This is a genomic window from Microbacterium hominis (assembly GCF_013282805.1).
Lineage (GTDB): Bacteria > Actinomycetota > Actinomycetes > Actinomycetales > Microbacteriaceae > Microbacterium > Microbacterium hominis_B.
The window spans coordinates 1,266,193-1,291,641 of sequence record NZ_CP054038.1 but is presented as its reverse complement, the minus strand read 5'-3'; the positions used below and the strand labels follow the sequence as shown (position 1 = coordinate 1,291,641).

Below are 25,449 nucleotides of genomic sequence, written 5' to 3'. Positions count from 1 at the left end.
CGCCACCACCTAATTTCTTTGTAGACTGCGAAATTGAGTCTGGATGCTCGCTGATCGAGGAGGATCACACGTGTCGAACAATGAGGCCGCCATGGTCACAGGACCGCCCGCTGTCGCTGCGGCGCTCTCACTCAAGGAACAGAAGGCGACGTGGCGCATGACGCGCGGCGAGCGCAACCGCTATCAGCTCGGTTACGCCGGCTGGACGGCCGGGGCCGCCATCATCACCACGTTCATGACGTTGTTCCTCGTCTTCCAAGGCGTCAGCCTGACGACGGTCGCCACGCTCATCCTCATCGTCAAGATCATCGACGCGCTGGATGATGTCGTGTTCGGCTACGTCATCGACCGGATCAACCCGACCCAGATCCGCTTCCTCCGCAAGCTCGCGGGAACAGGCAAATACCTGCCGTGGTACCGGGTCACGTTCTTCCTCCTCCCCGCCAGCGTCGTGGTCTTCTTCGCGATGCCGTCTGGGCTTCCCGATGTCGCCAAGGTGGCCTGGTTCGCCGTCGCGTACTTGATCTTCGACTTCGCCTGCACACTTTCGCAGGTGCCGATGCAGTCGATGGTGCTGACACTCACCGACCGGGTGAGCGAGCGGGACAACATCCTCAAGATCCGGGGCGTCATCCTCATCCTCGTCGCAGTGGTCGGCGGACTGGTCTGGCAATTCTCGATCAGCGAATTCGTCGGCCTGCCCATCGCCGGGGTGGCGATCGGTTCGGCGGTCCTGACGTTCCTTCTGATGTTGCCGCTGAGCCGGAAGGTGAAGGAGCACAACGTCGAACTCAAGAACGTCGACGAGGAGAAGACTCCGAACTACTCGCTGCGCGAGATGTTCCAGGTCGTGCGGACCAATCGCTACATGCTGCTGATCTTGGCGACCGACATCACGCAGGGCATCTCCGCTACGCAGCTGGCCACCGGCATGTTCGCCGCGTTCTACCTGTTCGGAAACTCGATGGTGCTGACGTTGCCGGTGCTCATCGCGTTCATTCCCGGCCTGATCCTTCAGTTCTTCGCCGACCGGATCGCACACGCGCTGGGCAAACGGAACGCGATCGTCGGGTTCGGACTGCTCGGGGCGGCCGCCTCGATCACGCTCTTCCTCATCGGCCCAGGCAACCTGTTCGTCGTCGTCGCACTCATGTCCGTGGGAGCGATCCCCACGGCCGTCAATGTCGTGCTCCGCACCTTCCTCATCCCCGACACCATCGAATACACCCGCTACAAGACGGGACAGGACTGCGCGGGAATCTTCTTCGCACTGGACTCCTTCGTCCAGAAGGCCGTAGCGGGAGTCGCAGCATCCCTGGCATTCTTCGTGCTCGGCATCGGTGGATGGCGCGCCGTGGAAGGCGGTTCCTTCGCCGACCTTGCGGCGGCAGGCGCAACCCAGCCGGACAGCGCGCTCACCGCGCTCTGGCTGACCGTGACGATCATCCCCGCGTGCGGCGCCCTCGCCTCTGCGATCATCCTGATGTTCTACCGACTCCGCGATGCGGACGCTTCCCTCATGGCGAAGTGCAATTCGGGCGAGATCACCCGTGCAGAGTGCGAAGCACAGCTCTCGCGGGCCTACTGAGCAGCACCACCGTCGGAGTCGGCGCCGAATCCCGGCCACACTGAGAAATGGATCTTCCTATGTCGTCTTCCACCGGCCCGACATACAGGGACGCCCCCCTTGCGACGAAGATCTTGGCTCCCCTGCTTCGCGCCCGTCAGTTCCCCGCCCTGCCCGCTTCGCCGCGGTCAGGAAAGTGGTACCGGATCGCCCCGCCCGGCGCAGTCTCCGCCAACGGGGATGTCTACCACGGCAGCGTGCGCATCGGCAGCGAGAACAAGCTGATCATCATGTTCCATGGGGGCGGAGTCAGCTGGAACGAATACATGGCCGCACATCCGGCGTCCATGTACCGCAAGCCGACGAAGCCGAACTTCTATGCGTCCGAGTCCGACCTCATCGCCGACCTCGTCACCACCCACGGAGTCGGAAGCAGACGAAATGACAATCCCTTCCGCGACTGGAGCATGATCTCGATCAGCTACAGTTCGGGCGACTTCCACACGGGCACGGCAGACTTCCCCTACACCGACGCCTCAGGGGAGCAGCAGATTCTGCACCATCACGGGTACAGCAACTACAGGGCGGTCATGAGCACGGCCATCGAGGCGATCGGCGCCCAGCCCGAGCAGATCGTTGTCACCGGATTCAGCGCAGGTGGCTTCGGCGCGGCACTCCTCACCGACGACGTCATGACCCAGTTCCCGAACTGCAGCGACGTCACGTGCTGCGTCGACGGCGGCTTCATGCTCTACGACGGATGGCGGGACGCCGCGTCGACCGTCTGGGGTGCACCATCCGACATCGTGGAGCGCCTCCACTCTGAGAACATCACCCTCGACGCGCTGACCGCGCTGCACCGAGATCATCCGCACAGCGCCCGCGTCCTCTTCATCAGTTCGACGCGCGATCATGCCCTCGCAGAGTACTGGCCGTTCGTCGCGGAGGGTGTCATGCGGGCCGATCGAGCAAGCGGGGACGCCTTCCAGCGCGACCTCGCTGTGATGTGTCGGCAGTTGCAGGCGGCGATTCCCGACACGGGAATCTTCATCTACGACACCCCGGTACCGGCGAACCTCAAGGACGCCAGGGCCGCAGATCTCACGCAGCACTGCATCATCAGCTCGCGACAGGCTGACAAGGTCCGCGTCGAGGGCAAGACGCCACTCGGCTGGCTGTGGGACGCCGTGAACGGTCACCCCGCCACCATCGGACTGTCCCTTCTCGACGATGCACCGGCGAAGAGTCGACCATGAGGGAGCGATCCGCCGGCTCTGGCATGATCCCAAGCTGACCCTCGCTCGGGCATAGTTCATTCCACGGAGAATGTCGTCGACAGCGAAGCCGTCGAGTCGCCCCCGACCCAGACGTCGAATGCCGAGGCATCCTGGACCCAATCACGCGACGCGGCATTCCAGTACCGCAGTTCGGCTTCTCCGAGAGTGAACGTCACAGTACGGGTTTCCCCGGCTCCCATCGCGACGCGTTCGAACCCCTTGAGTTCGCGCACAGGACGCACGGCGGTGCCGTGGCGCTGGTGGATGTAGAGCTGGACGACCTCGTCTGCCGTGCGATCGGAGGTGTTCGTGACATCAACGGTCACCGTCACCGACTCGTCCGCTGCCACACGTTCGCGATCCACCCGGAGGTTGTCGTACGCGAACGCCGCGTAGCTCAGTCCATGGCCGAACGGGTAGAGCGGCGTTGACGGCTCGTCCCAATACCGCTGATCCCTGCCGTCCGGGTCAAAGGTGCGCATGTGCGAATAGACCATCGGAACATGGCCGACGTGCCGCGGCCACGTGAACGGCAGCCGTCCCGCCGGCGAGACATCGCCGAAGAGCACGGACGCCACCGCATCCCCGCCGCGCGTCCCGGGGTACCACACCTGCACGATGGCGGGGACGTTCTCATCGGCCCAACGAAGATCGAGCGGGCGTCCCGACATCACGACGAGCACGACGGAGGTGCCGGTGGCCGCGATCTTCTGCAGTTGCTCGAGCTGACGTCCGGGAAGGTCGAGGGTCGACCTCGATGACTTCTCGCCGATCTGATTCTGCCGCTCCCCCACGACCACGATCGCGAGGTCTGCCGCCGCGGCGAGGGCGACGGCGCGCGCGATCTCGGCATCGTCGTCGTAGTCCGCAGGGGTGTTCTCGACGGTGGGGTCCTGACCATCGAACATCGAAGGATAGATGCGGGATGGGATTCCGGCACCCGGCGCGAACTCGATGCTCACGGTACCCTCGAGCCTCGCGCGAAGCCCATCGACGATACTGACCGACTCCTCGGTGTCGTGAGCGAAGACCCACGGCCCGAGGACCTCACGTTTGCTGCCCGCAAGCTGCCCGATCACGGCGATCGATCCGAAGGTCGACGCATCCAGAGGCAGTGCAGCGCCCTCGTTCTTCAGCAGCACGATCGAGCGTTCCGCCGCGATTCGGGCGCTTTCCCTGTGCTCCGGAGCGTCGAGCACGCTTCCGACAGCGGACTCGTCGACGAAAGGATTCTCGAACAGCCCGAGACGGAACTTGGCCGTCAACACACGGCGCACGGCGGAGTCGATCGTCGACTCATCGACAGTTCCTCGCGCTACGGACTCGGTCAGCTCACCGAAAGCGGGCTCGAGCATGCACATCTCCATGTCAATCCCCGCCGCCACGGCACGAGCACCCGCGTCGGCCGCGGTAGCGGCGAAGTGCTGCTTCTCGAGATTCTTGACGCCACTGGCGTCGGAGACGACGAAACCATCGAATCCCATCTCTCCCCGCAGCACATCGTCGAGCAACCACGTGTTCGCGCTCGCCGGGACACCATTGAGCTCCATGTAGGCGGCCATGACGTTGGCGGCGCCGGCATCGATCGCCGCCTGGAATGGCGGGAGGTAGACGTTGCGCAGTTCCGACTCGGAGAGTTCCACCTCTTCGTAGTCGCGTCCGCCGCGCGGGGCTCCATACCCTGCGAAATGCTTGGGCCCCGCGAGGATACGTTCGGGCCCGAACGCGCCCTGGAACCCGCGCACGTGAGCGGCGGCGACAGCTGCGCCGAGATACGGGTCCTCGCCGACACCCTCGACGATGCGGCCCCAGCGCGCGTCACGAGAAATGTCGATCATCGGCGCGAAGGTCCAGTGGATACCCACGGCACGCGCCTCTCTCGCCGCGACGGCGTCTCCAGCCTCGATCATCGAAGGATCCCAGGACGCCGCCTGCGCGATCGGTACGGGGAAGATCGTCCGGAAGCCATGGATCACGTCCGAACCGAGGAGCAGAGGGATGCCGAGTCGCGTGCCATCCACCGCCATCCGCTGCAGCTCGTTCGCTTTGGAAGGATTGCTGACGGAGAGCACCGACCCTGCCATTCCGGCGGCCACTGCTGCTTCGACCATCTTCGGCTGAAGCACGTACGCCTGATGCTCGGGCGGGAGCGCCGACACGTCGATGTCGTCGAAGAGCCCCCCGAGTCCCCCGAAGTACTGGATCAGCTGTCCGACCTTCTCCTCCAGTGTCATCTGAGAGAGCAGATCGTCGACTCGCTCAGCGACGGGAAGTGCGGTGTTGCGGTACGGCGTCGTCATTGTCATTCTCCGCGCCCCGACGCAGTGGGGGCGATCGCCTTCACCACTTCGATGGCAACGGCTTCCGCCTGCGGGACGTACCCGAACATCCCACCGGTCTCGTGGAGGACACCGCGATACCGAAGCGTCCGCACGGGAACGCCGGCGGCCGCCAGCTGACCCGCATAGAACTCCCCCTCCGGACGGAGCGCATCCATCTCGGCCGTCGTGATGAGCGCGGGCGGAAGACCGTCGAACGACGTCGCCAGCCAGGGTGAGAGCAGCGGCTCAGAGTCGGCGTCGGTCCGGCCCCGGTAGGCGTCGAACATCACGCGCATCGCCCGATTCTTGCGAGGTTCTTCGATCCGCCCCACCTGTGCACGGGCCTCCTCTTCGACCGGGAAGTCGTCGCTCGTCCATGCGAAGCCGGCGGGCGCGGTGCGCCCCAGTCCCAGCACGGGATTCATCAGGATCTGCCCGGCGATGAGGGTCGGATGCTCGGCTGCCGCGAGGTGGGTGACCGCTGCCGTCAGGTTGGCGCCTGCACTGCCACCGCCGACGACGATGCGCTTCGGATCGATCCCGTACTCGGCTGCGTGGGCATGGATATGACGGAGTGCGGCGAAGGCCTCGTTCACCGCGTGCGGGAACTTCCGCTCCGGGCTCAGCGAATAGTCCAGGTCGAAGACGACGGCGTCGGCGCGGTCGGCGACGTACCGCAGGAAGTTGTCCTGCCCGTCGGGTGCGCCGACGAAGAAGCCGCCGGCATGGAGATGCAGGAAAGCCGGGCGGGAGCGAGCCGTGGAGTCCGCTCTCTCATACCGCCACAGCGTGCGGACGTCACCTGACAGCGAGAGCTCCTCCGAGGTCACCGCGATGGCGGAGTCGGCGAGGTCCAGCGACGAGTCCGATTCCGCGGACATCTTGTACTTCGTGGCGCGGTCACGCAGCTGCACCAGGAAGGCCTCGGGGCGGAACAGGATCGACAGGAGCATCTTCAGCCCCGGCTTGGGGCCGGCAGATTCCTCGGATGCGAGCTCGTCCGTCCGCGCGACCAGCCATTCGTCGAGTTGGCCGTCTCGCCAGTGGGGAGTCGACGTCTTGATGTGCACGTCGGATCCGTTGACGACGACTCGATCACCCTCATCAAGAAGTCGCTCGAGCACGTCTTCGCCGTACGTGCGCTCCGTGTCGGACGCCATCTGATCCTCCTCGACTGCCGATGGGCCGCGTTGCTCGACTTCGAGAACCTGCGGACCGCTCCGCGTAAATCTTGCTGGACTTATATTTTAGACCCATGGTTGCGTGCCGTGACCACACCGCACCGCGCAGCTTCTATCCTTGAGCGAACCCGACCTTTCGTCGCGAGCAGCAAGGCAGATCGACATGGCAACACCCAAAGCACCTCCTCGCAAGCGGGGCCCGTATGCGAAGACCGCGCAGACCCGGCAGCGTGCGGTCGATGCTGCGATCGAACTGTTCTCGTCGACGGGGTTCCGCGGCGCGACCCTCACCGACGTCGCCGAGCGGATCGGCATGACGCTCACCGGACTCCAGCACCACTTTCCCGACAAGGACTCGCTCCTAGCCGCGGTGCTCGAGGAGAGGGATCGCCGGTCCCGCGAAGAGGGGCCGATCGAGCTCGGCGATGAGGCGACCGAGAGGCTGATCCAGATCGCGATCCGGAATGTCGGAAGCCCCGAGCTCACGGAGCTCCACTGTGTGCTCTCGGCCGAGGCCACCTCTGCCGACCATCCGGCCCACAGCTACTTCGCCGACAGGTATCGCAGGGAGCGCGAAGCCGGCACACGGTACTTCCAGCGACTCATCGACCAGGGCCTGCTCGGAGATGCCGTACCGGCCAGCAGCCTCGCGGCCATGCTCATCTCGATGTCCGACGGCCTCCAACTGCAGTGGCTTCTCGACCGCGATTCGATCGATCTCGCGGCCGAGATGCGCAGATTCCTCACCGGAGTCATCCCGGCGATCGCGGAGGGCGCGCCACCTGCCGGCTGACAGCACCCTGCGCGTCATTCGCCCCGCGATGCCGCCATCAGCGCCTCGACGTCCTCACGCGCGACGGAATCTCCGAGAAGGTTCACGATCTTCTGCCACGGCAGAGACCCGACCACGCGCAGTGCGGCAGGAGCAGCCATCGCCCGCAGCAGGTCCGAGTCCAGCGTGTCGAGCAGCACCGGCCCCACGATGGGATGCTCGAACCACTCCTGCGCGGTCGATCCCAGCGTCAGCTCGCGGATGATCAGGTCGCCCGCGATATCGATGGTCGCCTCGGCCTCGACTGCGAGGGCATCACGCCCGAGAATCACCCGGTAAGCGCCAGGGGTGACCACCCAGTCGCCCTCCTGGACGTCCCAGTAGGCGAACGCCCGTCGATCGAGTTCGAGCTCGACGTCGACCGATCTACCCGCAGCGACGTGCACCTTCCGGAAGGCGCGCAGTTCGCGGGCGCTGCGCTGCACCACGCCCAGACCTGACGCATCCACATACACCTGGACGACATACGAGCCGTCGCGGCCCCCGTGTTCTCCACCCGCACCCGCGCCGTCGCGGTGTCGTCACCGGTGACCTCGACAGAGAACTCCGACGTGCGGAAGGTCGTGTAGCTCAGCCCGTGACCGAAGGGGTAGCGCACCGGGATGCCGCGGGTGGCGTACCAGCGATACCCGACGAGGGTGCGCTCCCCGTAGATGACGTGTCCTTGCTCGCCCGGGAAATTGCCGAATGCCGGGGTGTCCTCGATGCGGAGCGGTATCGTCTCGGCGAGACGCCCCGCCGGATTCACCACTCCGAAGACGACGTCGGCGATCGCGCCCCCGCCGGCCTGACCGAGAAGGAACCCGTCGACGATGGCGTCGACCTGGTCGTGCCACCCCTCCACTCCGACCACCCCACCGTGGGAGAGCACCACGACCGTCTTCGCGGCCGCAGCGGACACTGCGCGGATCAGTTCGATCTGCTCCTGCGGGAGTTCGATCGTCGTGCGGTCAGACCCTTCCGTCTCATCGGCGTCGGCGAGCCCCGCGAACACCACCGCGACGTCGGCGCGCGATGCGGCGTGCACCGCTTCGGCGCGCAGCGCCTCGTGATCTCCGTTGCCGTCGAGAGTGAAACCCGGCGCGAACTCGACGGCTGTGCCGATCTCGGCGACCTGATCGAGGAAGGCATCGGTCCGCACGGCATTGACGTGGGAGCTTCCCCCGCCTTGGAACCTCGGAGTGCGTGCGAACTCGCCGATCACCGCGACCCGCGAGTCGTGCGCCAGAGGCAGAGCGCCGTCGTTCTTCACCAGCACGATGCTCGCCGCCGCGACCTCGCGAGCGAGCGCGTGATGGGCATCGAAGTCGGCGTCACCTTCGGCGACCGACCCCCATTCGGTGAGCTTCAGCAGTCGCGCCACGCTCCGATCTATCGCGGACTCCTCGATGTCGCCTGCCGCGAGCGCCGCCTGAATCTCACCGACGCTGCGCCCCCGGGTGCCGGGCATCTCGAGATCGAGGCCCGCGGCGACGGAGACCGCGGGGCGGTGAACGGCCCCCCAGTCCGAGACGACGACGCCGTCGAAGCCCCACTCCTCGCGCAGCACGTCATTGAGCAGCCAAGGGTTCTCCGAGGCGTAGACGCCGTTGATCCTGTTGTAGGCGCACATGACCGTCGCCGGCTTCGCATCCTTCACGACACGCTCGAACGCCGGGAAGTAGATCTCGCGCAGCGTGCGCTCGTCGACCTCAGCGCTCACCCGCATGCGATCGGTCTCCTGGTTGTTCGCGGCGAAGTGCTTCACCGACGACCCCGTGCCGGTGGACTGCATGCCGCGCACGTATGACACTCCCAGGGACCCGGCGAGCAGCGGGTCCTCGGAGAAGTACTCGAAGTTGCGTCCGCACAGCGGCGATCGCTTGATGTTGACGCCCGGGCCCAGCACCACGTCGATGCCGAACGCGCGTGCTTCCTGCCCGAGTGCCTCGCCGACCTTCGCAGCCAGATCGGGATCCCACGACGAGCCGACGGCGACCGCCGGCGGGAAGCAGGTGGCCGGCTCACTGGGCTGGAACCCGAGCGCGTCGCCGCCGTTCAGCTGTGCGCGCAGCCCGTTCGGTCCGTCCGACATCCGTACGGAGCGTACGCCCTCGTCCTCGAGCGCATTCGTGGTCCACGTGTCGCGACCCGAGAGCAGCGTCACCTTCTGCTCGACGGTCAGCGACTCAACGGTGGGCAGGTTCGGAACAGACATGTCAGTCATCACTCCTTCGTGTGCGGGTCTCCACGGCGCAGTGGGTCTCTGACGACCTTAGATGAAATTCACCCATGTGTGCGTAATCGACTGAATCGTCCTGCGCCGACCTTCTCCGCCGCAACGCCTCACACGCGCAGCGTGGTGAGCCCGCCGTCGACGGTGAGGACCGTTCCGGTGGTGGATGCGGCACGCGGCGACGCGAGATTTGCGACGCCGAACGCGATCTCGTCTGCGGTGACCAGGCGCCCCATGGGCTGACGTCCGCGAAGGTTCGCCGCCGTCGCCTCCGGGTCGTCTGCGGCTGCGAGCAGGCGCTGCACCCAGGGCGTGTCGGCCGTGCCGGGAGCGATGGCGTTGACGCGGATGCCGTCGGCGAGATGATCGGCGGCCATCGCAAAGGTCAGGCTGATCACGGCGCCCTTGGTCGCGCTGTAGAGCGCACGGTTGGGCAGTCCGTTCGTCGCACCGACCGAGGCGGTGTTCACGATCGCCGCTGCGCGGGACGTGCGGAGCCATGGAAGCGCTGCCCGGGTGACGCGAGCGATGCCGACGACATTGATGTCGTACACACGGTGCCACTCATCATCGCTGTTCGCGGCGACGTCACCGGCGGCGCCGATGCCGGCGTTGTTGACCAGCACGTCGATGCCGCCGAGCGACTCGGCGATGCGACCGATCGCCGCCCGCACGGAGGCGTCGTCGGAGAGGTCTGCCACTTCGGCGTGCAGGTCGAGTCCGAGCGCGGGGGCGTCCCGGTCGATGACCGCGACGCGCGCGCCCCGACGCGTCAACTCTGCGGCGGTCGCCGCGCCGATGCCGCTGGCGCCGCCGGTGACGACGGCGACGAGGCCTGTGAAGTCGGTCATGCTGTCAACCTCCGATGGTCACGTGGAATTTCGGGCCTGCGCCCGAGCCTGAGGGACGCTCTCCTGCGAGGATCGCCGGGAGGTCTTCGAGTGTCAGGGTCGCCGCGACCAACGGTCGGGGGTCGACCGCTCCGGCCGCGTAGGACTCGACGGTGCCGGCTAGTCCCGGCGATGCGCTCAGCACGCCGACCGCGGTGACGTCTTTGAGCGCGAGTTCACGGGTGTCGATGAGGCTGGGTGTTCCGGCCAGGCCGACGTAGACCACGCGCCGGCCGGGCTCGACCAGATGCAGGGCCTTCGCGGGAAGGTGGGGGGCGTTGGATGCCTCGATCACGGCATCCCAGGGCAGGTCGGGCAGGGTCTGTTCGGTCCAGACGTCGTCGAACCCGATCGCGCGGGCGAACTCGAGGGAGCGTTCGCTGCGTCCGAGGAGGTGAACCTCGGCGCCGGCGGCCTTCGCGAACAGTCCGCACAGCAGGCCGATGGTGCCGGGGCCGAGCACGAGGCATCGCTCGCCCGGCTTCAGCGCGGCGGCTTCGACGGATCGGAAGGCGTTGCCGCCCGGCTCGACCATCGCGCCCATCGCGTCGTCGACGGTGTCGGGCAGTCGGTGCAGGGACGTCACCGGCACGGCCACCTGTTCGGCGAGCGCTCCCGGCCGTCCGTCGCGGATGCCGAGTTCGTCACGGAGTTCGCACACGTGCTGGAGTCCCTGCGCGCAGCGTCGGCACCGCCCGCAGCCGAGCATGGTGTCGCCGGTGACGCGTGTGCCCAGCCACGAGGCATCCATCCCGTCGCCGACGGCCGAGACGACACCCATCCATTCGTGCCCGATCCTCACCGGGAAGGTGGTGTGGCGGGTCTCGTAGTACGCCATGTCGCCGGTGAACAGCTCCATGTCGGTGCCGCAGATCCCCGCGCGCTTCACGTCGACGACGACGTCGCCGGGCGCGGCGACGGGCGGTTCGACGTCCTGCACCTCGGCGTGACCGGGGCCGGTGATGACGAGGGCTTTCATCGGGGTGTGAGCACCGTCTGGCGCTGGGTGCCGAGGCCGTCGATGCCCAGGGTCATCACGTCACCTGCCTGCAGCCAGATCTGGGGGGAGAAGCCCATGCCGACGCCGGGAGGGGTGCCGGTGTTGATGAGGTCGCCGGGCTCGAGCACCATGAACTGGCTGATGTAGTGGACGATGAAGTACGGGTCGAAGATCATCGTCGAGGTCGACCCGGTCTGCCGGCGGGTGTCGTTCACGTCGAGCCACATGCCGAGGTCGGTGACGCTCTCGACCTCGTCCTGGGTGACCAGCCACGGGCCTGCGGGGTTGAAGGTCTCGGCGGACTTGCCCTTGAGCCACTGCCCACCGCGCTCCATCTGGAACGCGCGCTCCGAGACATCGTTGACGAGCACCCAGCCCGCGATGTGGTCACGGGCGTCCTCGACGCTGTCGAGGTAGCTGGCGCGGGTACCGATCACGATGCCGAGCTCCACCTCCCAGTCGGGCTTGGTCGCGCCGCGCGGGATGCGCACGTCGTCGTTCGGGCCGACGAGGGTGTTGGGCGACTTGGTGAACAGGATCGGCTCACTCGGCACGGCCTGCCCGGTCTCGGCGGCGTGGTCGGAGTAGTTCAAGCCGACGCAGATGATCTGGTGCGGGCGGGCGATCGGGGCGCCGATGCGCTGATCGCCGATCGGCTGCCCACCGGTCGCGGCGCGCTCGGCGACGACCGGCGCGATGCGGTCCAGTCCGCCGTCACCGAAGAAGGCCTCGTCGAAGTCGGTGACGACGTCGGACAGGTCGACGTAGCGGTCGTCGCCGATCAGTGCGGCAGGCTTCTCGACGCCGGGTGCGCCGATACGCAGGAGCTTCATGCGGTTTCCTCCAGGGATGGTGCGGGCTGTGGTGTTCCAGCCCACAGATTCGGGTGGATGCCGCGGTGCCCGGTCCGTACCGTGAACAGGCGTCCCGAGAGCGGGTGCGCGGCGAGGTCCTCGGGGCTCATCCCCTCGGTGGCGGTGGTGATCACGAGGGTGTCGAGGTCGGGACCGGCGAACACCGGACACGACGTGTTCGGGGCGGGCACGTCGACTCTGCCGACGACGTCGCCTCCGGGTGAGATGCGGATGACTCTCCCCTCACCCCACAGCGCCACCCACAGGTGGTCGTCACTGTCGATCGTCATGCCGTCGGGGTAGCCCTCGGTGATCTCGAGGAACACCCGGCGTTCCCCGGTCGCACCGGTGGCGGGGTCGTAGTCGCGCACGTGGATGCGGCGGGCAAGCGTGTCGATCGAATACAGGGTGCGACCGTCCCGGGTCCACGCGAGACCGTTCGACAGGCCGAGGTCGTCGTCGAGCACGGTCGCAGCGCCCTCGGCGTCGATCTGCAGCAGCAGCTCACCGCCGGGTCCCTTCGTGCCGGCGACGAAGCGGCCGGCGGGGTCGGCCTTGCCGTCGTTGAACCGACGATCCTCACCTTCGACGAGGTCGGGACCCGACGTGATCGTGCCGTCGACACTGCGCGTGTGGAGGCGCCGGGTGCCGGCGACCAGCCACTCCCCCGCCGCCGAGATGGCGACGGCACCGGCGGTGTCGGGAAAGTCGACGTGCTCGACGATGTCGATCGCGCCGCCGTGCGCGAACCGGCCCTGATAGACGACACCGGCCATGATGTCGACCCACAGGATGCGCCCCCTGATCGGATCCCATGTCGGCCCCTCGGCGAGGAAGTGCGAGGTGCCGGTGGCCACCCTTGGGGTCCCGAGCGAGGGGACCTCGGCGTACGAACTCATCCGGGAACCTCCGTGAGGGTGTCGTCGAGCACCTGCAGGATGTGCCGGTAAGGCTTTCCTGTGGCGCGGGTCATCCCCAACTCGCAGGTGCGGTTGAGCGAAGCGTGCACCTCGGACCCGGCGTCTGCGACGTCGGCCGCTTCCGGGCGGGTGGCGGCGTGGGTGAGTTCGGGATGCAGCATGCCCCGGTCGCCGGCGAACCCGCAGCATCCCCAATGGTCGGGGACGACCACCGTCTCGGCGGCAGCGGCGGCGACACGGGTGAGTGCCGGATTGATCCCGAGATGGGTGGACGAACACGTCGGGTGCACGGTGACCGAGGCCACCTTCTGCCCGGCGGGCAGGTGCGGGAGGACGTGCTCGTCGACGAACGCGACCGCATCGATGACACGGATGTTCGCCTGCCCCGCCGCATCGAGAAGAACCTCCAGCCCCTCGGTGCAACTCGACGCATCGCATACCACGGGGAGCCGTCCCCCATCGGTCGCACGAAGGAGGGATGCCGTCACCCGCTCCGTCATCGTCTCGTATCCGTGCGAGAAGCCCTTCGATTTCCACGGGGTGCCGCAGCACAGCGACGGCAGGTCATCCGGGGTGCGCATCGGCACGCCGACGCGTGCGCACAGACGCAGGAATGACTCCGCCGCGCCATCGCCGCCGACCGGACCGAACATCGTGTTCGTGCACGACGAGAAGAACACCGCCACCGGATCTGTCGCCTCGACCGCCCGCCGACGAGCCCCACCACCCGGCAGATCGGCCGTGTAGAGCGGAACGGTGTCGTCACCCAGGATGCTGCGGCCGACGTGCGTCGCGAAGGCAGGAAGACCGGTGGGCACCGTGTTCGCCACGCTCAGCGCGACACCTCCGACCGAGCTGACGGCATCCCATTGCTTGGCCGCGAGGTTCCATCCGGCCTGCGCGAGACCGTTCTGGTTCTCCTTTCGCAGGCGCCGCACGAGGTCGCCGGTGTTGATCAGCACCGGGCACGCGGTCTGGCACATGCCGTCGACCGCGCAGGTCTGCACCCCGTCGTACCCGTACTCCTTCTCCAGAGTGCGGGCCAGGGCCTCGTCGCCCGCGTCACGGGCACGCTGCATCTCGCGGCGCAGCACGATCCGCTCCCGGGGGGTGAGGGTGATGTCCTTCGACGGGCACACCGGCTCGCAGTACCCGCACTCCACGCACCGATCCACTTCCGACTCGACGGTCGGGGCGGTCTTCAGGTGCCGTGTATGCGCGTGGGGATCATCGGTCAGCAGCACGCCCGGATTGAGGGTCATGCCCGGATCGATGAGCCGCTTCACCTCCCACATCACCGCGTACAACTCGTCGCCGTACTGCCGGCGCACGAACGGGGCCATGATCCGGCCGGTGCCGTGCTCGGCCTTCAGTGTGCCGCCCCGCGCGAGCACGAGGGCGACCACGTCTTCGGTGAACGCCTCGTACCGGGCCAGCAGCGACGGGTCGTCGAAGCGTTCGTTGACGAGGAAGTGGATGTTGCCGTCCTTCGCGTGACCGAAGATCACGCTCCCCTCGTACCCGTGACGCTCGAACAGGGCGATGAGCTGCTCACAGGTCTCACCGAGCCGCTCGACCGGCACGGCGATGTCCTCCAGCAGCGCCGTCGTCCCCGACGGGCGGGCGCCCGCGACGGCCGTGAACAGGCCCTTGCGGATGTGCCACAGTTGCGCCCGAGTCGCCGCATCACTCGTCAACGCGGCGGACTGGACAAGAGGCAGGGCGTGCAGCGCCCCGGCCGCGGCGGTGGTGCGGGCGTCGAGGGCAGCCTCGGACTCCTCCTGGAACTCGACCAGCAGCGCCGCGTGATCGACCACCACGAGGCCGGTCAGGTCGGCGGTCGCCTCCGGGTCGCGCTGCGCGACGCGCAGGGATGCCGCATCCAGCAGCTCGATCGTCGCGAACCCCGCGTCGACCAGGGCCGGGAGGGCCGCGGTCGCGTCACGCAGGTTCGCGAACACCAGCAGCCCGGTGGCGAGATTCGGCTTCACCGGCAGGGTGCGGAACGTCGCCTCCGCCACGAACGCGAGGGTCCCTTCGGAACCCACCACGAGGTGGGTGAGGATCGCGAGCGGGTCGTCATGGTCGAGGAACGAGTTCAGGCCGTACCCCATGGTGTTCTTGATCGCATGCAGCGTCCGCAGCGTCGCGACCGATTCCGGGTCGCCGCGGAGGCGGTCGCGCAGGGTGAGGAGCCCGGCATGGATCTCAGGCTCCGCAGCCGCGAACCGCTCCGCAGCATCAGCGGCGCCGGTGTCGATCACGGTGCCCGACGGCAGCACCAGCACCGCTGATTCCAGGGTGCGGTACGCGTTCGCATGGGTGCCGCACGACATGCCCGAGGAATTGTTCGCGATCACCCCGCCGATCGTGCACGCGATCTCACTCGCCGGATCCGGTCCGAGCTTGCGCCCGCGACGAGCGAGCCGTGTGTTCACCGCACGCACCGTCGCGCCCGGCTGCACCCGCACCCGCTCCCCGTCGTCCAGCACGTCGATGCGGCGGAAGTGGTGGCGGGTGTCGATCAGCACCTGGTCGGTGCCGGCCTGGCCCGACAAGCTCGTCCCGCCCGACCGGAACGTCACCGGCGCACCGGCATCGCGTGCGGCGGCCATCACCCGGGCGACCTCATCGACATCGGTCGGGGTTACCACCGCCCGCGGGGTCAGCAGATAGTGCGACGCGTCATGCGCACCCGCCAGCCGGTCGGTCGCACGCGTGCCGACGGCAGCACCGACCGCCGCGATCGCCGCGATCAGCGCCGGATCGACCGGCGCCAGCATCGTCGAGCCTGAGGCGCCGCGGTCAGTGCGACTCACGCGACACCTTCGACCCGGAAGACCCGACGAGGAAGTCGAGATCTGCACCCTGATCGGCCTGCAGCACGTGGTCCACGTACAGCCGCTCCCACCCACGCCGCGGCGCCGCGTACCCGTCCAGGGTTGCCTGGTTCGGTGTCCGGGTCGCCAGCTCCTCGCCCGGCACGTCGAGATCGAGGCGCCCGCCGCGGACGTCGAGGCTGATCCAGTCCCCCGTCTGAACCAGCGCCAGCGGCCCACCGGCGGCGGCTTCGGGAGTCACGTGCAGCACGACCGTGCCGTACGCGGTGCCCGACATGCGGCCGTCGCAGATGCGCACCATGTCGCGCACCCCCTGCTCCAGCAACTTCTGCGGCAGCGGCATGTTCGACACCTCAGGCATCCCGGGATATCCCTTCGGCCCGCATCCGCGCAGCACCATCACACTGTCGGCATCGATGTCGAGATCCGGGTCGTCGATCCGCGCGTGGAAGTCCTCGATCGAATCGAACACCACAGCCTTGCCCCGATGCTTCAACAGGTGCGGGGATGCCGCGGCAGGCTTGATGATCGCCCCGCCGGGCGCCAGTGACCCACGGAGCACGGTGATCCCCGCCGCCGGCTGCAATGGAGCATCCCGCGGGGTGATCACATCCGCATCCCAGATCTGCGCGTCGTCGAGGTAGTCCACGAAGGGCTCCCCGGTGATCGTCAGCGCCTCGGGGTCGAGCAGATCGCGCACCTCGCGCATCACCGCCAGGAACCCGCCTGCCCGATACAGGTCGTCCATCAGATACCGACCGGCGGGCTGCAGGTTCACCAGCAACGGCACCTGCGCGCCGATCCGATCGAAGTCGTCGATGGTGAGCTCGATGCCGAGACGCCCCGCGATCGCGAGAAGGTGCACCACCGCGTTCGTCGATCCGCCGATCGCGGCGAGTGCGACGATCGCGTTGTGGAAGTTCGCCTTCGTCAGGAACGTCGACGGGCGGCGGTCCTCCGCCACCAGCTGCACCGCGAGGCGGCCGGTCTCATGCGCGGCCTCCAGCAGACGTGCATCCGGCGCGGGGGTCCCCGCAAGCCCCGGAACGATCGTGCCGAGCGCCTCGGCCACGAGCGCCATCGTCGACGCCGTGCCCATCGTGTTGCAGTGGCCCTTCGAGCGGATCATCGACGACTCGCTCCGCAGGAACATCGCCTCACTCAGCGTGCCCGCCCGCACCTCTTCCGACAGCCGCCACACATCCGTGCCGCACCCCAGAGCCTCCCCCGGAAATGCCCCGTGAGCATCGGCCCACCCGGAACCACCACCGCCGGAAGATCGACCGACGCGGCCGCCATCAGCAGCGACGGGATCGTCTTGTCGCACCCACCCAACAGGACCACGCCGTCGATCGGGTTGGCGCGCAGCATCTCCTCGGTCGCCATCGCCGCCATGTTCCGCCAGAGCATCGCCGTCGGACGCACCTGCGTCTCCCCCAGCGACACCACCGGCAGTTCCAACGGGATGCCCCCGGCCTCATAGATGCCGTTCTTCACCGACTGGGCAACCTCGTCCAGGTGCGAATTGCACGGCGTCAGATCCGACGCCGTGTTCGCGATCGCAATCTGCGGGCTGCCGGTGAACGCTGAATCCGGTGCACCGCGACGCATCCATGCGCGGTGGATATAGGCGTTCCGGTCATCGCCCGAGTACCACTCGGAGCTGCGCACATCACTCATCGTCTCAACCTCCGCCGAACTCCGCCGCGCGTCACTACGTCACCGGGCCACGTGCGTCGAGTGTGCTGGACCTCGACGCCGTCGCTCGCCAAGAGCGCACCCTGGTGCCCGCAAGAAGAGTGAGCCGCCGGTGGTGATGACGATGTGTGCCCGTCGCATGCGTCTATCCTTCGGTCGCGTGAATGAGATACGGAACAGCGGCAAATGGCGCCTGGACGGGTGTGCCGGTGGTGACCACGCCATCGAATGGCGCGGATCACCCATGCCCGCCCGCACGGGCCATCGGGGCTCAGCCCTGCCGCCATCGGTGCGGCTCGGGTCGGGTCGATGCAGGTGTCGCCCATGACGTCCTCTCCATAGTCAGCATAAACGAAAATCGTCCGCTCGTGCTTTTTTGGCGGATCCACCGTCCGTATCAGCTTCGCCGATCCTTTGAGCGCGTCAGGCCGAGCAGGCAAGGCTCGGCTGAGCGACCGAAGGGGGCTCGCCTATGGTTGCTCCGGAGCGACGTCAGTCCCAGCGGCGGACAGGAGCCACGTCAGCGCGGAACCGAACGCATCTGGGTCGACGTTGGCTTCCCATCCATGAGGAGCTGGCGAGGTCTCGACAAGCGTGGCATTCGAGTGCATGGCGGCGAAGTCTTGTGTCAGGTCGAACGGGATCGAATCATCCCCTCGCGAGTGAATCACAACGGTTGGGATCCCAAGCGCCAGGCCCCGACACCAGTTGAGTCGGTCGAAATTGAGTGGCTCCGAGACTCCGACAATGGCGCCGGCGCCGCGAGACCCGAGCACCCACGTGACGCACCTGGCGACGAAGGTCGGCAGCCCGGCCGTGCGAACACCATGCCTGATGATTCCTCTCCAGTTCGTGGCCGGAGAGATCAGCGCAAGCCGCTCGAACGCGACCGGATCGTTCCGAAGCAACTCCAGCGCGAGCCCTGCGCCCATCGACCACGCAACGACGTAGACTGCGGTCGCTCCGTGCAATCGGGCGTACGAGATGGCGTCGGCAAGGTCGGTCCACTCCCGTTGACCTAGCGTGGAGGCAGACCGAGGCGGCCCATCCCCCGAACCGCGGTAGCTGATCACTAGCGACGTAAGCCCCACCCGATCCGCAATCTGCACAGACCGGAGGGTCACCAGTCGCGACGTGCGAATTCCCTGCACGTGGATAACCCAAGGCCCCTCGGATGATGTGCCCCGGAAAAGCCAGGCGGGCGATTCGCCACCGTCGCGAAGTGGCACCACCACGTCTTCCCAGTTCGGATCCACTTCATGGGGCCCACCCATGAAGTGGCCCGTCCATTGCGCCTGGAATAGTTCCGTGCTGAGAGGCATGGTCGAGGCGAGCACCCGGCGCACCACTCGCCCTCCGTCGTCGTACACAACCGGGCCAATCATCGCGTGCTGCTGGAACCGCTCACCGAACCACAGACCGTACATTCCCTCGACAATGGTGAGATCGCTTCGCGGCAACTCGAGGCCGTCACCGACGCGGCGTACTGTCACCAGTTCTCGCCGCGGCTCAACACCAACCACGCGTCGCGCCAATGCACGGACGGCAACCCCTGCGCCCACCATGATCGCGAGCGCAAGCGCAAGCGCCGCCGACCCGACGACTACTTTCAAGGTGCGCTCACCGCCCCCGCTGCACTCGACATTCGCACCACGGCAGGCGCGCGCATCTGCCGATCGAGCACTTCGGTGGCAGCGCGAAGCAGGACCCTCTCACGTTTCGTCAGCTCCTGGCTGTTGGCAATGTCGGTTAGTCGAACCGCGAGTCGGTATGTCTCGTGCACAGGATCCTCGTCAGGAATAGGTTTCACGATCATCCCGCGATCAAGACTTGCCTTCGCCAGGAGGCGCCCGAGTGTCGCGTTCATCGATCTGCGGCCGGCGCGGGCGACGGCGAACATGATGATCCCGGCGCACACCAGCACGACGCCCCCGTAGAACGGAATCGTGAACAGCGCTCCGATCGTTTCCACCGACGGCGTGCGCCCCAGGCCCGCGACACGGAGGGTGAGGTAGAGGATCTCGACGAGACTCGCCGCGAGGATCGCCCAGGCACCGATGCGGATGGGGATGTACGGCCTCGGCGTGCGCCCGCGGATTCCGCGTAGCATCCGAATCATGATCAAGATGACGCACCCCATGTAGAGCGATGCGTACGCCCACAAGCCGATCTGTTCCGCCGTCTCCTTGATGAATTCGTCTGTCGTCGATCCGCGATCGGCGATCAGCAGGAAGGGCACCGTGAAGGAGAGGTACATCGCGGGCAGCTCCCAGAGGCTGCGCGGACTGAACCTACTGCCGTCGAGTGTGAGTGCGGCCTGCATGACGAACCAGAAGGCCGTCGTCGCGAGGATGTTCTGGATGAGGTTCGCGATGTTCGTTCCGCCGAGCCAGCCATCCACGATCGACAGCGGGATGACGACGCCGACCATGAAGACGGCTGCGAGTCCCGTGATGGTGGCGATCCAGGTCAGCCGGCTCGACGGCTCGCGTATCGCGGACGGCAAGCGGATCAGCGTGAGCAGCAGCAAAGCCAGGAATGCGACGGCTTCGATGCTGAGAGTCATCAGCCGAACACCGCCTCGTCGTGTCCGTGGCGAGGTCGCAGGAGCAGTCGAGACAGGAGCTGCGAGAGCTTCTCTGCTTCGGCTTCGATCACGAGTTCGGTGTCGGCGAAGTCCAGGTCGAGTTCGAAGTCCGGGGTGACGATGCCTCTCGCGAGCACGGTCTGGCCAGCGCGGACATGGACCTCGGGTTGAGCGGAGACGGAATCCTGTCGAGCCGATCGGTCATGACGCGGATTCGGTCCTTGTCGATCTGACGAATGGGGGTGTCTCCGAACTCAGGGATCAGGTACCCGTCGACCTTGCTCTTGTACGAGCGGATCGTCCCAACGGCTCGGCGCTTTCCACTGCGGTTGGGTTCGACGCGGATGTGGGCGATCCAGCGACCCGCGTACTCGGTGAACCCGATCGAACGAGCTCGCTCCACCTCCGCCTCTGCTCGCCGCCGAGCCGCAAGCACGGCGGGCTGCTCCCACTCGTGTCGCGCGATCCTGGTGTGCATGCTGGCGAGCCAAGTGCGCGCGTCCGTCTTCGTCAGAAACGTCAGCGGCTTGTCGTCCTCGGTACGCGCGGTGTATGTCTCGCCGTCCGGGGCGGGATAGCGCGCCTGCCAGCGGCCGGATGGAAGCTTGCGAAGACTCCCCCAGGCTTCTCTCCGACCCGACGACGTCTCGCTACGTGCGGTCCCCATCATGGCCTCCCGTGGTCACGAGCGGACTCACGTGGACACCCGTGCCACTCCGTGCCACTGCGCATCGTGGGACCCTTAGAACACCTTCTGATCGGGCATTTCCCCGAATCGGCAGCACGTGAAGTGGCACGATATGGCACGAGTCCGATGGCACGTCGAAGCCGAATTCCGGATCCTGAGCCACCCCGCTCTACCCACGAAGGTGGGCGCGTGCCACCCCCGTGCCACACCGAACGGCCATTCCTGTTCATTGCTGTCCTCCTCTGTCTCTCGAGAGAAGGCACAAGAGAGGCCCGAATCCGCAGAATCCTGCGAATCCGGGCCTCTCACCAGCCGTTTCGGGCCTGAGTCAGAATCAGGAGGTCAGAAGTCCCAGTCCTCGTCTTCGGTGGCCTCGGCCTTGCCGATGACGTACGACGAGCCAGAGCCCGAGAAGAAGTCGTGGTTCTCGTCGGCGTTCGGCGACAGGGCCGACAGAATCGCCGGGTTCACGTTCGTGACCGTCGCCGGGAACATCGCCTCGTAGCCGAGGTTCATGAGGGCCTTGTTCGCGTTGTAGTGCAGGAACTTCTTGACGTCCTCGGTGAGGCCGACGGCGTCGTAGAGGTCCTGCGTGTACTGCACCTCGTTGTCGTAGAGCTCGTACAGCAGCGAGAACGTGTAGTCCTTGATGTCGTCGCGCGTGGCCTGGTCGACCTTCTCGAGCCCCTTCTGGAACTTGTAGCCGATGTAGTAGCCGTGCACGGCCTCGTCGCGGATGATGAGGCGGATGAGGTCTGCCGTGTTGGTGAGCTTCGCACGGCTCGACCAGTGCATCGGCAGGTAGAAGCCCGAGTAGAACAGGAACGACTCGAGCAGCGTCGAGGCGACCTTGCGCTTGAGGGGCTCGTCGCCGCGGTAGTACTCCATGACGATCTGCGCCTTGCGCTGCAGGTTCTCGTTCTCGATCGACCAGCGGAACGCCTCGTCGATCTCCTTCGTCGAGCACAGCGTCGAGAAGATCGACGAGTACGACTTCGCGTGCACCGACTCCATGAACGCGATGTTCGTGTAGACGGCCTCCTCGTGCGGCGTCAGCGCATCGGGGATGAGCGAGACCGCACCCACCGTGCCCTGGATCGTGTCCAGCAGAGTGAGCCCCGTGAACACCCGCATCGTGAGGGTCTGCTCCTCGGGGGTGAGCGTGTTCCACGACTGGATGTCGTTGGACAGCGGCACCTTCTCGGGCAGCCAGAAGTTGTTCACGAGGCGGTTCCACACCTCGAGGTCCTTGTCGTCCTGGATGCGGTTCCAGTTGATGGCCTGGACGTGGTCCAGGAGCTGCAGCTTCTCAGCCATTGTTCCTTCGTTCTACGAGATCAGGGTCTCGGTATGCCGGCTTCGCCGGCTACTCGACCAACGGGGTGGTGGAGCGTCACAGCATGCAGCTGACGCACTCGCTCATGTCGGTTCCCTCGAGCGCGAGCTGCCGCAGGCGGATGTAGTAGATCGTCTTGATGCCCTTGCGCCACGCGTAGATCTGGGCCTTGTTGATGTCGCGGGTTGTCACGGTGTCCTTGAAGAACAGCGTGAGCGACAGGCCCTGGTCCACGTGCTGGGTCGCGGCGGCGTAGGTGTCGATGACCTTCTCGTAGCCGATCTCGTACGCGTCCTGGTAATACTCCAGGTTCTCGTTCGTCATGAACGGCGCCGGGTAGTAGACGCGGCCGAGCTTGCCTTCCTTGCGGATCTCGATCTTCGAGGCGATCGGGTGGATCGAGCTCGTCGAGTTGTTGATGTACGAGATCGAACCGGTCGGCGGCACCGCCTGGAGATTCTGGTTGTAGATGCCGTGCTCCTGGATGGCGGCCTTCAGCGCCTTCCAGTCGTCCTGCGTCGGGATGTGGATGCCGGCGAACAGCTCCTCCACCCGCGCGGTCTGCGGAACCCATTCCTGATCGATGTACTTGTCGAAGAACGTGCCCGACGCGTACGTGGAATCGGCGAAGCCCTCGAACGCCTGCCCCCGCTCCTGCGCGATGAGGTTCGACGCGCGCAGCGCGTGGAACAGCACCGTGTAGAAGTAGATGTTCGTGAAGTCCAGGCCCTCTTCCGAGCCGTAGTGCACGTGCTCGCGCGCGAGGTAGCCGTGGAGGTTCATCTGGCCGAGGCCGATGGCGTGCGAGCGGTCGTTGCCGTCTTCGATCGAGCGCACCGACGAGATGTGACTCTGGTCGCTCACCGCGGTCAGCGCCCGGATCGCGGCCTCGACGGTCGCGGCGAGGTCCTTGCCGTCCATCGCCAGGGCGATGTTCATCGACCCGAGGTTGCAGGAGATGTCCTTGCCGATCTGGTCGTACGAGAGGTCCTCGTTGTAGGTCGTCGGGGTGTTGACCTGCAGGATCTCCGAGCAGAGGTTGGACATGTTGATCCGGCCCTTGATCGGGTTGGCCCGGTTCACCGTGTCCTCGAACATGATGTAGGGGTAGCCCGACTCGAACTGGATCTCGGCGATCGTCTGGAAGAACTCGCGCGCGTTGATCTTCGTCTTCTTGATGCGCGCGTCGTCGACCATCTCGCGGTACTTCTCGGTGACCGAGATGTCGCCGAACGGCACACCGTAGACGCGCTCGACGTCGTACGGGGAGAACAGGTACATGTCCTCGCCGTTCTTGGCGAGCTCGAACGTGATGTCGGGGACGACCACGCCGAGGGAGAGCGTCTTGATGCGGATCTTCTCGTCGGCGTTCTCGCGCTTGGTGTCGAGGAACCGCATGATGTCGGGGTGGTGGGCGTTGAGGTAGACCGCACCGGCGCCCTGACGCGCACCCAGCTGATTGGCGTAGCTGAAGCTGTCTTCGAGCAGCTTCATGACCGGGATGATGCCGCTGGACTGATTCTCGATCTGCTTGATCGGCGCGCCCGACTCGCGGATGTTCGAGAGCAGGAGGGCCACGCCGCCGCCGCGCTTGGACAGCTGGAGAGCGGAGTTGATGCCGCGGGCGATCGACTCCATGTTGTCTTCGATGCGCAGGAGGAAGCACGAGACCAGCTCGCCGCGCTGCGCCTTGCCGGTGTTGAGGAAGGTGGGAGTGGCCGGCTGGAACCGGCCGGAGATGATCTCGTCGACCAGCAGCAGAGCGAGCTTCTGGTCGCCGTCGGCCAGGCCCAGCGCGGTCATCACCACGCGGTCCTCGAAGCGCTCGAGGTACCGCTTGCCGTCGAAGGTCTTGAGCGTGTAGCTCGTGTAGTACTTGAACGCACCCAGGAATGTCTCGAAGCGGAACTTCTTGCCGTAGGCGTGGTCGTTGATCTTCTGGATGAACTCGAACGGGTACTTGGCCAGCACCTCGGGCTCGTAGTACTGCTTCTCGACGAGGTAGTCGAGGCGCTCCTTGAGCGAGTGGAAGAACACCGTGTTCTGGTTGACGTGCTGCAGGAAGTACTCGCGCGCCGCGCGCTTGTCGGCGTCGAACTGGATCTTGCCGTCGGCGTCGTACAGGTTGAGCATGGCGTTCAGGGCGTGGTAATCCATCCCCTCGAAACGCGGGTCGGCCTTGAAGCCGTTCTCCGTCACTGCTGTATCCACAGGTTTTCCAATCCTTCGCTCACGCGATCTACGTCTTCGGGCGTGCCGAACAGTTCGAGCCGGTACAGGTGCGGCACGTGGCACTTGCGGCTGATGATGTCGCCGGCGAGGCAGTAGTGCTCGCCGAAATTGGTGTTGCCGGCCGAGACGACGCCCCGGATCAGGCTGCGGTTGCCCTCGTCGTTGAGGAACCGGATCACCTGCTTGGGAACGGCGCCCTTCTCGACGCCCCGGCCCTGCCCTCCCCCATAGGTCGGAGTGATCAGGATGTAGGGCTCGTGGACGATGAGCTGCGGATCCGTCGAATGCAGCGGGATCCGCAGCGACCTCATGCCGAGCTTCTCCACGAACCGGGCGGTGTTGCCCGAGATGCTCGAGAAGAAGACGACAAGCGGTGCCTGAGTGGCGACAGTGCTCATGATCATTCCCGCGGGTCGTACACCCCTGGGTCGGTGAGTGAGCGCCGTCGGACTAGGCGAGACGAGCGGCGAGCTCGTCGATCTTGTCGGGGCGGAAGCCCGACCAGTGGTCTTCATCGGTGATGACGACCGGCGCCTGGAGGTAGCCCAGCGCCTTGACCTGCTCGAGGGCCGCGGGGTCCTCCGAGAGGTCAAGGATCTCGTAGTCGATGCCCTTCGAGTCCAGCGCGCGGTAGGTCGCGTTGCACTGCACGCAGGAAGGCTTCGTGTAAACCGTGATCGTCATAAGATCCGACTCCCCTCACATCACATCCGGTTTGGTTTCCGGCAGTCCCCCCGCCGGGAGACCAATACTACATATGGGTACGGACATTCGTCTGCACCACAAGGGATAGTAGTTACATCCGTGTAGTTTTCCACCGCCATCCCCACCCAGACCACAGGTTCTCCACCGTTCCATCCACAGCCGCGGGCCTCGTGCGCGGCTCGGAAATGCCCGGTATCCCGCGCGTTTCTGCCGCCGCCGCGGCATCCATCCACAGGTTCGACGCTAGGCGGCGGTTCCGACATCGGATCTGCCTGTGGAAAGCGCCCCCGGCGTGTCGCGCGCGTG

At 66.3% G+C, this 25,449-nt stretch carries 20 protein-coding genes and 2 pseudogenes; 3 read left to right on the top strand and 19 right to left on the bottom strand.

All coding sequences use genetic code 11. The features are described from left to right. The first annotated feature begins 91 nt into the window (after positions 1 to 91). Both HQM25_RS05645 and HQM25_RS05640 read left to right on the top strand, forming a co-directional pair. The gene (locus HQM25_RS05645; RefSeq protein WP_217275198.1) at positions 92 to 1,588 is read left to right on the top strand and encodes an MFS transporter; all 1,497 of its coding nucleotides are present in this window, start codon (positions 92 to 94) and stop codon (positions 1,586 to 1,588) included. A 59-nt stretch (positions 1,589 to 1,647) separates the two neighbouring features. Next, positions 1,648 to 2,823, top strand: a complete 1,176-nt coding sequence (locus HQM25_RS05640; RefSeq protein WP_172989352.1) for a pectin acetylesterase-family hydrolase — start codon at positions 1,648 to 1,650, stop codon at positions 2,821 to 2,823. 56 nt (positions 2,824 to 2,879) lie between these two features. Here HQM25_RS05640 and HQM25_RS05635 read toward each other — a convergent pair whose 3' ends face one another. Further along, positions 2,880 to 5,144: a glycoside hydrolase family 3 N-terminal domain-containing protein gene (locus tag HQM25_RS05635; RefSeq protein ID WP_172989351.1), complete on the bottom strand. Its 2,265-nt coding sequence runs from the start codon at positions 5,142 to 5,144 to the stop codon at positions 2,880 to 2,882. 2 nt (positions 5,145 to 5,146) lie between these two features. Then, complete coding sequence (locus HQM25_RS05630) at positions 5,147 to 6,325, bottom strand: alpha/beta hydrolase (protein ID WP_172989350.1); 1,179 nt, start codon at positions 6,323 to 6,325, stop codon at positions 5,147 to 5,149. 184 nt (positions 6,326 to 6,509) lie between these two features. Here HQM25_RS05630 and HQM25_RS05625 point away from each other — a divergent pair, with 184 nt between their 5' ends. After that, the gene (locus HQM25_RS05625; RefSeq protein WP_172989349.1) at positions 6,510 to 7,139 is read left to right on the top strand and encodes a TetR/AcrR family transcriptional regulator; all 630 of its coding nucleotides are present in this window, start codon (positions 6,510 to 6,512) and stop codon (positions 7,137 to 7,139) included. Between the two features lie 14 nt (positions 7,140 to 7,153). Here HQM25_RS05625 and HQM25_RS17770 read toward each other — a convergent pair whose 3' ends face one another. The 17 genes and pseudogenes from HQM25_RS17770 to nrdH all read right to left on the bottom strand — a co-directional run bounded on the left by HQM25_RS17770 (position 7,154) and on the right by nrdH (position 25,122). Then, on the bottom strand, positions 7,154 to 7,450 hold the full coding sequence (locus HQM25_RS17770) for a hypothetical protein (protein ID WP_254359768.1): 297 nt from the start codon (positions 7,448 to 7,450) through the stop codon (positions 7,154 to 7,156). A gap of 42 nt (positions 7,451 to 7,492) precedes the next feature. Next, positions 7,493 to 7,603 (bottom strand): annotated as a pseudogene (locus HQM25_RS17765) (fibronectin type III-like domain-contianing protein); the annotation flags it as partial. A 200-nt stretch (positions 7,604 to 7,803) separates the two neighbouring features. Beyond that, positions 7,804 to 9,252, bottom strand: a pseudogene (locus HQM25_RS05620) (glycoside hydrolase family 3 C-terminal domain-containing protein); the annotation flags it as partial. Positions 9,253 to 9,503: 251 nt separating this feature from the next. Then, complete coding sequence (locus tag HQM25_RS05615) at positions 9,504 to 10,244, bottom strand: SDR family NAD(P)-dependent oxidoreductase (RefSeq protein ID WP_172989348.1); 741 nt, start codon at positions 10,242 to 10,244, stop codon at positions 9,504 to 9,506. Between the two features lie 4 nt (positions 10,245 to 10,248). Beyond that, positions 10,249 to 11,262 carry a zinc-dependent alcohol dehydrogenase gene (locus HQM25_RS05610; RefSeq protein WP_172989347.1) on the bottom strand — a complete coding sequence of 338 codons (1,014 nt, stop codon included), beginning with the start codon at positions 11,260 to 11,262 and terminating at the stop codon, positions 10,249 to 10,251. Then, positions 11,259 to 12,116: a fumarylacetoacetate hydrolase family protein gene (locus HQM25_RS05605; protein WP_172989346.1), complete on the bottom strand. Its 858-nt coding sequence runs from the start codon at positions 12,114 to 12,116 to the stop codon at positions 11,259 to 11,261. The genes HQM25_RS05610 and HQM25_RS05605 overlap by 4 nt, the downstream gene beginning before the upstream one ends. After that, entirely contained in the window at positions 12,113 to 13,036 is a 924-nt protein-coding gene (locus HQM25_RS05600) for an SMP-30/gluconolactonase/LRE family protein (protein ID WP_172989345.1), read from the bottom strand. Before HQM25_RS05600 ends, HQM25_RS05605 begins: the two co-directional genes overlap by 4 nt. After that, on the bottom strand, positions 13,033 to 15,840 hold the full coding sequence (locus HQM25_RS05595) for an FAD-binding and (Fe-S)-binding domain-containing protein (protein WP_172991528.1): 2,808 nt from the start codon (positions 15,838 to 15,840) through the stop codon (positions 13,033 to 13,035). The genes HQM25_RS05600 and HQM25_RS05595 overlap by 4 nt, the downstream gene beginning before the upstream one ends. A gap of 22 nt (positions 15,841 to 15,862) precedes the next feature. Continuing rightward, positions 15,863 to 17,098, bottom strand: coding sequence for a dihydroxy-acid dehydratase (locus HQM25_RS05590; protein WP_254359561.1), 1,236 nt, complete (start codon positions 17,096 to 17,098; stop codon positions 15,863 to 15,865). Then, positions 17,059 to 17,577 carry a dihydroxy-acid dehydratase domain-containing protein gene (locus HQM25_RS17760; RefSeq protein WP_254359560.1) on the bottom strand — a complete coding sequence of 173 codons (519 nt, stop codon included), beginning with the start codon at positions 17,575 to 17,577 and terminating at the stop codon, positions 17,059 to 17,061. The genes HQM25_RS05590 and HQM25_RS17760 overlap by 40 nt, the downstream gene beginning before the upstream one ends. 488 nt (positions 17,578 to 18,065) lie before the next feature. Next, positions 18,066 to 19,208: an alpha/beta hydrolase family protein gene (locus HQM25_RS05585; RefSeq protein ID WP_172989344.1), complete on the bottom strand. Its 1,143-nt coding sequence runs from the start codon at positions 19,206 to 19,208 to the stop codon at positions 18,066 to 18,068. Continuing rightward, positions 19,205 to 20,161 carry a hypothetical protein gene (locus HQM25_RS05580; protein WP_172989343.1) on the bottom strand — a complete coding sequence of 319 codons (957 nt, stop codon included), beginning with the start codon at positions 20,159 to 20,161 and terminating at the stop codon, positions 19,205 to 19,207. The genes HQM25_RS05585 and HQM25_RS05580 overlap by 4 nt, the downstream gene beginning before the upstream one ends. Then, positions 20,161 to 20,319, bottom strand: coding sequence for a hypothetical protein (locus HQM25_RS05575; protein WP_172989342.1), 159 nt, complete (start codon positions 20,317 to 20,319; stop codon positions 20,161 to 20,163). The genes HQM25_RS05580 and HQM25_RS05575 overlap by 1 nt, the downstream gene beginning before the upstream one ends. A gap of 893 nt (positions 20,320 to 21,212) precedes the next feature. After that, the gene (gene nrdF / locus HQM25_RS05570) at positions 21,213 to 22,187 is read right to left on the bottom strand and encodes a class 1b ribonucleoside-diphosphate reductase subunit beta (protein ID WP_172989341.1); all 975 of its coding nucleotides are present in this window, start codon (positions 22,185 to 22,187) and stop codon (positions 21,213 to 21,215) included. Positions 22,188 to 22,263: 76 nt separating this feature from the next. Next, on the bottom strand, positions 22,264 to 24,363 hold the full coding sequence (gene nrdE, locus HQM25_RS05565) for a class 1b ribonucleoside-diphosphate reductase subunit alpha (protein WP_172991527.1): 2,100 nt from the start codon (positions 24,361 to 24,363) through the stop codon (positions 22,264 to 22,266). Between the two features lie 38 nt (positions 24,364 to 24,401). After that, on the bottom strand, positions 24,402 to 24,836 hold the full coding sequence (nrdI, locus tag HQM25_RS05560; protein WP_172989340.1) for a class Ib ribonucleoside-diphosphate reductase assembly flavoprotein NrdI: 435 nt from the start codon (positions 24,834 to 24,836) through the stop codon (positions 24,402 to 24,404). 52 nt (positions 24,837 to 24,888) lie between these two features. After that, positions 24,889 to 25,122 carry a glutaredoxin-like protein NrdH gene (nrdH, locus tag HQM25_RS05555; protein WP_172989339.1) on the bottom strand — a complete coding sequence of 78 codons (234 nt, stop codon included), beginning with the start codon at positions 25,120 to 25,122 and terminating at the stop codon, positions 24,889 to 24,891. Positions 25,123 to 25,449: the final 327 nt, after the last annotated feature.

Bases quoted from the DNA above. Each gene is read 5' to 3' on its own strand.
- HQM25_RS05645 (WP_217275198.1), top strand. From the start codon at position 92: ATGGTCACAGGACCGCCCGCTGTCGCTGCGGCGCTCTCACTCAAGGAA.
- HQM25_RS05640 (WP_172989352.1), top strand. From the start codon at position 1,648: ATGTCGTCTTCCACCGGCCCGACATACAGGGACGCCCCCCTTGCGACG.
- HQM25_RS05635 (WP_172989351.1), bottom strand. From the start codon at position 5,144: ATGACGACGCCGTACCGCAACACCGCACTTCCCGTCGCTGAGCGAGTC.
- HQM25_RS05630 (WP_172989350.1), bottom strand. From the start codon at position 6,325: ATGGCGTCCGACACGGAGCGCACGTACGGCGAAGACGTGCTCGAGCGA.
- HQM25_RS05625 (WP_172989349.1), top strand. From the start codon at position 6,510: ATGGCAACACCCAAAGCACCTCCTCGCAAGCGGGGCCCGTATGCGAAG.
- HQM25_RS05615 (WP_172989348.1), bottom strand. From the start codon at position 10,244: ATGACCGACTTCACAGGCCTCGTCGCCGTCGTCACCGGCGGCGCCAGC.
- HQM25_RS05610 (WP_172989347.1), bottom strand. From the start codon at position 11,262: ATGAAAGCCCTCGTCATCACCGGCCCCGGTCACGCCGAGGTGCAGGAC.
- HQM25_RS05605 (WP_172989346.1), bottom strand. From the start codon at position 12,116: ATGAAGCTCCTGCGTATCGGCGCACCCGGCGTCGAGAAGCCTGCCGCA.
- HQM25_RS05600 (WP_172989345.1), bottom strand. From the start codon at position 13,036: ATGAGTTCGTACGCCGAGGTCCCCTCGCTCGGGACCCCAAGGGTGGCC.
- HQM25_RS05595 (WP_172991528.1), bottom strand. From the start codon at position 15,840: ATGCTGGCGCCGGTCGATCCGGCGCTGATCGCGGCGATCGCGGCGGTC.
- HQM25_RS17760 (WP_254359560.1), bottom strand. From the start codon at position 17,577: ATGAGTGATGTGCGCAGCTCCGAGTGGTACTCGGGCGATGACCGGAAC.
- HQM25_RS05580 (WP_172989343.1), bottom strand. From the start codon at position 20,161: ATGACTCTCAGCATCGAAGCCGTCGCATTCCTGGCTTTGCTGCTGCTC.
- nrdF (WP_172989341.1), bottom strand. From the start codon at position 22,187: ATGGCTGAGAAGCTGCAGCTCCTGGACCACGTCCAGGCCATCAACTGG.
- nrdE (WP_172991527.1), bottom strand. From the start codon at position 24,363: ATGGATTACCACGCCCTGAACGCCATGCTCAACCTGTACGACGCCGAC.
- nrdI (WP_172989340.1), bottom strand. From the start codon at position 24,836: ATGAGCACTGTCGCCACTCAGGCACCGCTTGTCGTCTTCTTCTCGAGC.
- nrdH (WP_172989339.1), bottom strand. From the start codon at position 25,122: ATGACGATCACGGTTTACACGAAGCCTTCCTGCGTGCAGTGCAACGCG.